We start from the raw sequence: 8,208 nt of genomic DNA, 5'->3' as shown, positions 1-8,208 counted from the left end.
TAAAAAGACTATTCAGCCTTGAGTGTGATGCGCGCGAAAGCCTTCTTCCCCGCCTGACAGACATGGCTCGCCCCAAGCTTATAAACAAAGGAACGATCGACCACCTCGCCATCGACGCGCACAGAGCCGGAGCCGAGCAGGTCACGCGCCATCGCGGCATTCTTGACCAGGCCGGCCTTGTTGAGCAGCGCCGCGATCGGCATGTCTTCGGCGGCAGCCAACTCGATCTCCGGCAGATCCTCGGGCAGTTCGCCATCCTTCATGCGATTGCCTGCGGAGCGGTGCGCGCTGGCGGCCGCCTCCTCCCCATGGAAGCGTGCAACGATCTCTTCGGCCAGTTTGATCTTGATATCGCGCGGATTAGCCCCCTGCTCGACATCAAGCTTGAACTGCTCGATCTCCCCCATGGAGCGGAAGCTGAGCAGCTCGAAGTAACGCCACATGAGCACATCGGGAATGGACACCAGCTTGCTGTACATCACGCCCGGCGCCTCCTGAATGCCCACATAGTTACCCAGGGACTTGGACATCTTCTTGACGCCATCGAGCCCCTCGAGCAGCGGCATGGTGACGACGCATTGAGACGCCTGACCATAGGCGCGCTGCAGCTCGCGCCCCATCAGCAGATTGAACTTCTGGTCGGTGCCGCCCAACTCGACATCGGCACGCAGCGCCACCGAGTCATAACCCTGAACCAGGGGATAGAGGAACTCATGGATGGCAATGGGCTGATTGGTCGAGTAGCGCTTGTTGAAGTCGTCACGCTCGAGCATCCGCGCCACGGTGTACTGCGAAGCCAGTCGAATGAAGTCGGCCGGCGTCAACTGATCCATCCAAGTGGAGTTGAACGCCACCTCGGTCTTGGCCGGATCGAGAATCTTGAACACCTGCGACTTATAGGTCTCGGCGTTTTCCAGCACCTGCTCGCGGGTCAGAGGCGGACGGGTCGCGCTCTTGCCGCTCGGATCGCCGATCATCCCGGTGAAGTCACCGATCAGGAAGATGACCTGGTGCCCCAGCTCCTGAAACTGGCGCAGCTTGTTGATCAGCACCGTATGCCCGAGATGCAGGTCCGGCGCCGTCGGGTCGAAGCCCGCCTTGATGCGCAGCGGCTGACCGCGCTTGAGCTTTTCGACCAGCTCGGACTCAACCAGGACCTCTTCCGCGCCACGCTTGATCAGCGCCAGCTGCTCTTCGACCGACTTCATGACAGAACTCACGACCACTCAAAAACCAAAGGGAACCAACCATACAAGATCGCGGACAAATGACAAGTTTTGCCCAGCGCCGACCATCAGCCGCGCCTGCGCAAGCAGCATCAAGGTTGCCTTACAGACGATTTGGTTATATTTTATACAGTTACTGCATATTCATTGCTTTTTTCATCTCTTCATCTATTTAAAGCCAAAGCAGCCTATGACCCCTACAAGAACAGCGCCTCCCCTGTACCCCAAAAGTCACATTCTGGCGGCGAGCGGCGTCGCCGCGATGCTCAGCCTGGCGCTGCTGGTGTTCCCCTCGCGGGAAGTAGAAGCCAAGCGGACCTATCTCAACCTCGAGCTCGACAGCAGCTCCGAACTGGTGGTGCAGCAGAAAGATGACCTGCGACCAGGCGACCGAAGCGCAGATGGTGCCGACTCGCCGTTTGCCAAGATCGATAGCGCCGCCGAAGGAGCCGCGGCCACAGAAGAAGAAAAGTCCGTAGTCGCCGAAGAAACCGCCTCCCCGGCCAACCCTCTCCAGAAAACCATCCGCGTCGCCAATGGTGACACGCTGTCCACGGTCTTCGCCAAGGTCGGGCTGTCTGCCAATGCCCTGCACGACGTGCTGAACAGCAGCAAGGACGCCAAGCGCTTCAGCCGCCTCAAGGTCGGCCAGGAACTCGATTTCCAATTGACCGCGGATGGGCAGCTTGAAAGCCTGCGCAGCAAACTGAGCGACCTGGAAAGCATCAGTCTGAGCAAGACCGACAAGGGCTTCGCCTTCAAGCGCGAGCTGGTCAAACCGCAAGTGCGCTCGGCCTATGCCCACGGCGTGATCAACAGCTCGCTGTTCCTGGCCGCCAAACGCGCCGGCCTGTCGCACGGTCTCACCATGGACCTGGCCAATATCTTCGGCTACGACATCGACTTTGCCATGGATATTCGCGAAGGCGACGAGTTCGAACTGCTCTACGAAGAGAAAGTGGTCGAGGGCAAGAAGGTCGGCAGCGGCGACATTCTCTCGGCGCGCTTCACCAACCGCGGCAAGACCTTCACCGCGGTGCGCTATACCGACAAGCAAGGCAACACCAGCTATTACGGCGCCGATGGTACCAGCATGCGCAAGGCCTTCATCCGCACCCCCGTGGATTTCGCCCGCATCAGCTCGCGCTTCTCCAACGGCCGCCGCCACCCGATCCTCAACAAGATCCGCGCCCACAAGGGGGTCGACTACGCCGCACCGCGCGGCACGCCGATCAAGGCGGCCGGCGACGGCAAGATCGCCCTGGCCGGACGCAAGGGCGGCTACGGCAATACCGTGGTGATCCAGCACGGCAGCCGCTACCGCACGCTGTATGCGCACATGCAGGGTTTCGCCAAGGGCATCCGCACCGGCGGCAGTGTCAAGCAGGGACAGATCATCGGCTACATCGGCACCACCGGCCTGTCCACGGGACCGCACCTGCACTACGAGTTCCAGGTCAACGGCACCCACGTCGACCCGCTGAGCCAGAAACTGCCGATGGCCGACCCCATCGCCCGCAACGAAAAGCAGCGTTTCCTGCAGCTGAGCAAGCCACTGATGGCGCGAATGGACCAGGAACGTTCCACCCTGCTCGCCCTCAACAAGCGCTGAAGCGATGCCGCACTATCTCGGGGTGATGTCCGGCACCAGCCTGGACGGCATGGACATCGCCCTGATCGAGCAGACCGACAGCACCCGGCTGCTCGCCACCCATTACCTGCCCATGCCGGAGGCGCTGCGCGCCGAACTCCTGGCGTTGTGCGCCCCCGGCCCCGACGAGCTGGCGCGCGCGGCGATGGCCGAACAGCGCTGGGTCGAGCTCGCCGCCCAGGGCATCGCCGCCCTCCTGCGCCAACACGACCTCAGTCCCGAGTCGATCCGCGCCATCGGCAGCCACGGCCAGACGGTGCGCCACGAACCGGCGCGCGGCTTCAGCATCCAGCTCGGCAACCCCGCCCTGCTCGCCGAGCTGACCGGCATCTGCGTGGTCGGCGACTTCCGCCGCCGCGACGTGGCGGCCGGTGGGCAGGGCGCGCCGCTGGTGCCGGCCTTCCATGAGGCCCTGTTCGGCGCTCCGGGCCACCGCCGCGCCGTACTGAACCTCGGCGGATTCAGCAACCTCAGCCTGCTGGAGCCTGGACAGCCTGTGCGCGGTTTCGACTGCGGACCCGGCAATGTGCTGATGGACGCCTGGATCCAGCGCCACCGGGGCGTCGGTTACGACCGGGACGGGGCCTGGGCGGCAAGCGGGAAGGTACAGACGGAACTGCTGCAGGCCTTGTTGAGCGATCCGTTTTTCCAGACCCGGGGACCGAAGAGCACCGGTCGTGAGCTGTTCAACCTGACCTGGCTCGACGAGCGGCTGAGCCGACTGCCGCACTACGCCGCGGAGGACGTGCAGGCCACGCTACTGGAGCTGACCGCCGCGAGCATAATCGGTGCACTGACCACGGCCCAGCAGCACACCGATGCACTACTGGTGTGCGGCGGCGGCGCTCACAACCGTACCCTGATGGCACGCCTGGCCGAGCTGTTGCCCGGCAGCCTGGTCAGCAGCACCGAGGCCCATGGCGTGCCCGCCGACTGGGTCGAGGCCATGGCCTTCGCCTGGCTGGCCCACTGCTGCCTGGAAGGCATCCCGGCCAACCGCCCGAGCGTCACCGGCGCCCGCGGGCTGCGGGTGCTCGGCGCCATCTATCCCGCCTGAGGCGCCGGCAAAGCCCAGAAACGACAACGCCGTGCACAAGGCACGGCGCTTCGAGTACAGCAGTGCAACCCGATCAGATCGAGAAGGACGAGCCGCAACCGCAGGTGGTGGTGGCATTGGGGTTCTTGATCACGAAACGCGAACCCTCGAGGCCTTCCTGATAGTCCACCTCGGCACCGGCGAGATACTGGAAGCTCATCGGGTCGACCACCAGGCTCACGCCTTCGCGTTCGACGATGGTGTCGTCTTCGGCCACGTCCTCGTCGAAGGTGAAACCGTACTGGAAGCCGGAACAGCCGCCCCCCGTGACGAATACGCGCAACTTGAGGCGCGGATTGCCCTCTTCATCGACCAGGCTCTTCACCTTGCTCGCTGCGCCTTCGGTGAACAGCAAAGCTGTGGGGGTGAAGGTTTCGACGCTCATGCTGACTTTCTCCCGGCGCCAAGCGCCCTACTGCGTTGAGGCCCTGCATTATCCGCTTACCCCAGAAAAGCGGTCAACTATTGTGCGAGGTCCAGGCTCTCCGGCAGCTCCAACGGTCGCTGCCCGTCCTTGAGGTGACACAGGCGCCCCTCGATCTGCGCGCCCATGGCCATCTCCATCAGGCCGTAATAGAGGTTGCCGCGCACCCGCGCCCGGGCACCGAGCTCCAGATGCTCGCTGGCGTGCACGTCGCCGATCACCTCGCCGTCTATCACTATATGGGGGGCGCGGATCTCACCTTCAACCTGCCCCTCGACACTGACCCGCACCATGCCGTCGCCGGTCTGCACATTGCCGTTCATGCGCCCGTCTATCTGCACCGCCCCCTGAAAGCGCAGGTCGCCGCAGAGCTCGGCCCCCGTGGCAATCAGGCTGGTCTTGCCGCTGAAGCGCTGCAGGTCGGTCTTGCTCTTGTCTTTACTCCACATCGGGGATTCTTACTCTTCTTCGATCCATTTGAATGTACGCTCCAAGGGCTTCTCGCCTTTGACTTCGGCGCGCACCCTGACCTGACGCGGCTCGAAGCCCTCAGGTAACTTCAGCTCGGCGAAGCGTCCCGCCTCGGGGATCGCCTGGAAGTGCTTGAAGGTGAAGGCGATCACCTGCTCGCTCAACGGGTCGGGCAGGCCCTGGGTCAGGGCCGCCAACTCCAGACTGACATCCTTGCCGCCCTGCCGCCCTTCCACGGTCACCCGCAACTGGCCCTGCAACGGCTTGTCATCCTTGCCCACCCGGCTGAGCAGCAGTTTGTAGCGGAAATGTCGCGGCCTGTCCGTGGCCTGCAACTCAAAGGCGCGAATGCGCAGCCCTTCGCGACGGCTGGCCGGCGCCAGCACCCCCTTGTAGAAGGCCAGGTCCTGCTGCTGCTTGAATATCTGCTCCTCGAGCAGCTTGATGGTCAGGCGGTTCTGTTCGTTGGCCTGCTGGGCGACCTTCTCCCCGCTGCTGGCCAGTGCCAGGCTCTGCCGGAGCTGATCGATTTCACGCGCCTGCTCGCCCAGACGGGCCTGCAATGCCTTGTGCTCGGCCATGAAGACCTGAGTGCTGCGGGCCTGCCACCAGGCACCGCCATAGAAGGCGGCGGGCACCGCTAGGATCAGCAGCAACAGGGTCAGGCGCACCCACCCGGCGCGACGGGGGGCGCTCGGGCGGACCTCCCAACCGGCCATCAGGGCAACAGGGCCGCGTGCGCCAGACCGAGGCGCTCGTCCAGGTCGAAGAGGATGTTCATGTTCTGCAGGGCCTGGCCGGAGGCGCCCTTGACCAGGTTGTCGATCACCGACAGCACCACCACCAGGTCGCCGTCCTGCGGCCGGTGCACGGCGATACGGCAGACGTTGGCACCGCGCACGCTGCGGGTTTCCGGATGGCTGCCGGCCGGCATCACGTCGACGAAGGGCTCGTCGGCGTAGCGCTGCTCGTACAGCGCCTGCAGGTCGACCGAGCGATCCACCACGGTGGCGTACAGGGTCGCGTGGATGCCGCGGATCATCGGCGTCAGGTGCGGCACGAAGGTCAGCCCCACCTCGCCGCCGGCCGCGCGGCGCAGGCCCTGGCGGATCTCCGGCAGATGGCGGTGACCCTTGACCCCGTAGGCCTTCATGCTCTCGCCGGCCTCGCTGAACAGCGAGCCGACGCTGGCGCCCCGGCCGGCGCCACTGACCCCGGACTTGCAGTCGGCGATCAGCGTCGAGGCATCAGCCAGGCCGGCCTCCAGCAGCGGAATCAGGCCGAGCTGGGCGGCGGTCGGGTAGCAGCCCGGCACGGCGATCAGCCGCGCCTGCTTGATCGCCTCGCGGTTGACTTCCGGCAGGCCGTACACCGCCTCGGGCAACAGGTCCGGCGCGCCATGGGGCTGGCCGTACCACTTGGCCCACTCCACGGCATCCTGCAGGCGGAAGTCGGCGGACAGGTCGATGACCTTGGTTCCGGCCGCCAGCAGCTCGCCGGCCAGGGCGTGGGCCACGCCATGGGGCGTGGCGAAGAACACCACGTCGCAGGCGCCCAGGGTCTTCACGTCCGGCACGCTGAAGGCCAGATGCGGGTAGTGGCCGCGCAGATTCGGGTACATCTCGTCGACCCGCACGCCGGCCTCGGAGCGCGACGTGATGACCTCGACGCGTGCCTGCGGGTGCTGCGCCAGCAGACGTAACAGCTCGACCCCGGTGTACCCCGTGCCGCCGACGATACCGACCTTGACCATCACTTGCCCCTTGCGAAAAAGCCATTGGAAAGCTGCCGATGATAAAGCCGCATCGGCCAGGGGCCAACCGCCGCGGGTGACTCAGGCGACGACGACCTCTACTATCTGGGCTGTTTATTTCTCGAGGCTATAAGCATGCTCTATCTGTGGCTCAAGGCCCTGCACATCATCGCCATGGTCTGCTGGTTCGCCGGGCTGTTCTACCTGCCACGTCTGTTCGTCTACCACGCCATGAGCGAGGACGACGCCAGCCGCGAACGTTTCTGCGTGATGGAGCGCAAGCTGTACCGCGGCATCATGCTGCCGTCGATGGTCGCCACCCTGGTGTTCGGCATCTGGCTGCTGAGCCTCAACGCCGGCGCCTATTTCGCCCAGGGCTGGATCCACGCCAAGCTCGCCCTGGTGGTCCTGCTGATCGGCTACCACCATGTCTGCGGCGCCCAGCTCAAGCGCTTCGCCCGCGGCGAGAACCGCCGCAGCCATGTGTTCTACCGCTGGTTCAACGAGGCACCGGTGCTGTTGCTGGTCGCCATCGTCGTGCTGGTGGTGGTCCGCCCGTTCTGACTCCACTCCTCAGCCCTAAGGTGTCGCCATGCCCTTGCCCGCCCTGCTCGAACAGCGCCTGCGCCTGCCGGTGGTCGCCGCGCCCATGTTCCTGGTGTCCAACCCTGCCCTGGTGCTGGCCTGCTGCCGCAGCGGCATAGTCGGCAGCTTTCCGGCGCTGAACCAGCGCGAGAGCAGCGGCTTGCGGGGCTGGCTGGAAGAGATCGCCGGCGGCCTGGACGAAACCGCCGCCCCCTATGCGGTCAACTTGATCGTGCACGGCAGCAACCCGCGCCTGCAGGCCGATCTGGCGATCTGTGTCGAACAGCGGGTACCCATCGTCATCACCAGCCTCGGCGCGGTGAAGGAGGTGGTCGACGCGGTACACAGTTACGGCGGCCTGGTGTTTCACGACGTGACCACTCGGCGCCATGCGGAGAAGGCCGCCGCCGCGGGGGTCGATGGCCTGATCGCGGTGGCCGCGGGCGCCGGTGGGCATGCCGGCACCTGGAGCCCATTCGCCCTGATCGCCGAGATCCGCCAGTTCTTCGACAAGACCCTGCTGCTCGCCGGCTGCCTCAACCATGGCCACGAGATTCTCGCGGCCCAGCTGCTCGGCGCCGACCTGGCCTACCTCGGCACGCGCTTTATCGCCACCCACGAGAACGGCGCCAGCGCGGACTACAAGCAGATGATCCTCGACGCCCAGGCCGCCGACATCATCCATACCCCGGCGGTGTCGGGGGTACCGGCCAGTTTCATGCGCCAGAGCCTGGAGCAGGCCGGCTACGATATGGCGCGGCTGCGCAACCGGGGCGAGATCGACTACGGCGAGAAGCTCAAGCCGGTCGACGACGAAGCCAGGGCCTGGAAGACCGTGTGGTCGGCCGGCCAGGGGGTCGGCACTATCGCCGACCTGCCGACGGTCGAGGCACTGGTCACGCGCCTGGACCATGAGTACCGTGTGGCCCATCGCCAGGCGCAGCAGCTGCAACCGCGCCGCCCCGGTTGAGGCGGCGCCGGCCGTCTGCTCGCCCAGACCTC

At 65.2% G+C, this 8,208-nt stretch carries 9 protein-coding genes; 4 read left to right on the top strand and 5 right to left on the bottom strand.

Annotation, left to right across the window (positions count from 1 at the left end; all coding sequences use genetic code 11):
- Nucleotides 1–8: 8 nt before the first annotated feature.
- The gene (tyrS, locus tag ACSX1C_RS18355; protein ID WP_439887352.1) at nucleotides 9–1,208 is read right to left on the bottom strand and encodes a tyrosine--tRNA ligase; all 1,200 of its coding nucleotides are present in this window, start codon (nucleotides 1,206–1,208) and stop codon (nucleotides 9–11) included.
- Nucleotides 1,209–1,416: 208 nt separating this feature from the next.
- Between tyrS and ACSX1C_RS18350 the strand changes: the two genes are divergently transcribed.
- Both ACSX1C_RS18350 and ACSX1C_RS18345 read left to right on the top strand, forming a co-directional pair.
- A complete protein-coding gene (locus ACSX1C_RS18350; RefSeq protein WP_439887351.1) occupies nucleotides 1,417–2,838 on the top strand; it encodes a peptidoglycan DD-metalloendopeptidase family protein in 1,422 nt (473 codons plus the stop codon).
- A 4-nt stretch (nucleotides 2,839–2,842) separates the two neighbouring features.
- Nucleotides 2,843–3,934: an anhydro-N-acetylmuramic acid kinase gene (locus ACSX1C_RS18345; protein ID WP_439887350.1), complete on the top strand. Its 1,092-nt coding sequence runs from the start codon at nucleotides 2,843–2,845 to the stop codon at nucleotides 3,932–3,934.
- A 73-nt stretch (nucleotides 3,935–4,007) separates the two neighbouring features.
- Here ACSX1C_RS18345 and erpA read toward each other — a convergent pair whose 3' ends face one another.
- The 4 genes from erpA to argC all read right to left on the bottom strand — a co-directional run bounded on the left by erpA (nucleotide 4,008) and on the right by argC (nucleotide 6,621).
- Nucleotides 4,008–4,358 carry an iron-sulfur cluster insertion protein ErpA gene (gene erpA, locus ACSX1C_RS18340; protein WP_318643793.1) on the bottom strand — a complete coding sequence of 117 codons (351 nt, stop codon included), beginning with the start codon at nucleotides 4,356–4,358 and terminating at the stop codon, nucleotides 4,008–4,010.
- 77 nt (nucleotides 4,359–4,435) lie between these two features.
- Nucleotides 4,436–4,846, bottom strand: coding sequence for a bactofilin family protein (locus ACSX1C_RS18335; protein ID WP_318643794.1), 411 nt, complete (start codon nucleotides 4,844–4,846; stop codon nucleotides 4,436–4,438).
- Between the two features lie 9 nt (nucleotides 4,847–4,855).
- Nucleotides 4,856–5,539: a DUF6776 family protein gene (locus ACSX1C_RS18330; RefSeq protein ID WP_439887349.1), complete on the bottom strand. Its 684-nt coding sequence runs from the start codon at nucleotides 5,537–5,539 to the stop codon at nucleotides 4,856–4,858.
- Between the two features lie 47 nt (nucleotides 5,540–5,586).
- Nucleotides 5,587–6,621, bottom strand: a complete 1,035-nt coding sequence (argC, locus tag ACSX1C_RS18325; RefSeq protein WP_439887348.1) for an N-acetyl-gamma-glutamyl-phosphate reductase — start codon at nucleotides 6,619–6,621, stop codon at nucleotides 5,587–5,589.
- A gap of 135 nt (nucleotides 6,622–6,756) precedes the next feature.
- On the opposite strand from argC, the gene hemJ reads away from it, so the two are divergent.
- Nucleotides 6,757–7,185 (top strand): protoporphyrinogen oxidase HemJ, encoded by a 429-nt coding sequence (gene hemJ / locus ACSX1C_RS18320; RefSeq protein ID WP_318643797.1) that lies wholly within the window; start codon nucleotides 6,757–6,759, stop codon nucleotides 7,183–7,185.
- A 28-nt stretch (nucleotides 7,186–7,213) separates the two neighbouring features.
- On the top strand, nucleotides 7,214–8,176 hold the full coding sequence (locus ACSX1C_RS18315; RefSeq protein WP_439887347.1) for an NAD(P)H-dependent flavin oxidoreductase: 963 nt from the start codon (nucleotides 7,214–7,216) through the stop codon (nucleotides 8,174–8,176).
- The last annotated feature ends 32 nt before the right edge of the window (nucleotides 8,177–8,208 follow it).

This window comes from Pseudomonas sp. MBLB4123 (assembly GCF_051904775.1).
Lineage (GTDB): Bacteria > Pseudomonadota > Gammaproteobacteria > Pseudomonadales > Pseudomonadaceae > Aquipseudomonas > Aquipseudomonas benzenivorans_B.
The sequence above is the reverse complement of the archived record's forward strand: the minus strand, read 5'-3'. Positions and strand labels throughout refer to the sequence as shown.

Excerpts from the sequence above, each read along its gene's own strand:
- tyrS (WP_439887352.1), bottom strand. The coding sequence starts at position 1,208 with ATGAAGTCGGTCGAAGAGCAGCTGGCGCTGATCAAGCGTGGCGCGGAA.
- ACSX1C_RS18350 (WP_439887351.1), top strand. The coding sequence starts at position 1,417 with ATGACCCCTACAAGAACAGCGCCTCCCCTGTACCCCAAAAGTCACATT.
- ACSX1C_RS18345 (WP_439887350.1), top strand. The coding sequence starts at position 2,843 with ATGCCGCACTATCTCGGGGTGATGTCCGGCACCAGCCTGGACGGCATG.
- erpA (WP_318643793.1), bottom strand. The coding sequence starts at position 4,358 with ATGAGCGTCGAAACCTTCACCCCCACAGCTTTGCTGTTCACCGAAGGC.
- ACSX1C_RS18335 (WP_318643794.1), bottom strand. The coding sequence starts at position 4,846 with ATGTGGAGTAAAGACAAGAGCAAGACCGACCTGCAGCGCTTCAGCGGC.
- argC (WP_439887348.1), bottom strand. The coding sequence starts at position 6,621 with ATGGTCAAGGTCGGTATCGTCGGCGGCACGGGGTACACCGGGGTCGAG.
- hemJ (WP_318643797.1), top strand. The coding sequence starts at position 6,757 with ATGCTCTATCTGTGGCTCAAGGCCCTGCACATCATCGCCATGGTCTGC.
- ACSX1C_RS18315 (WP_439887347.1), top strand. The coding sequence starts at position 7,214 with ATGCCCTTGCCCGCCCTGCTCGAACAGCGCCTGCGCCTGCCGGTGGTC.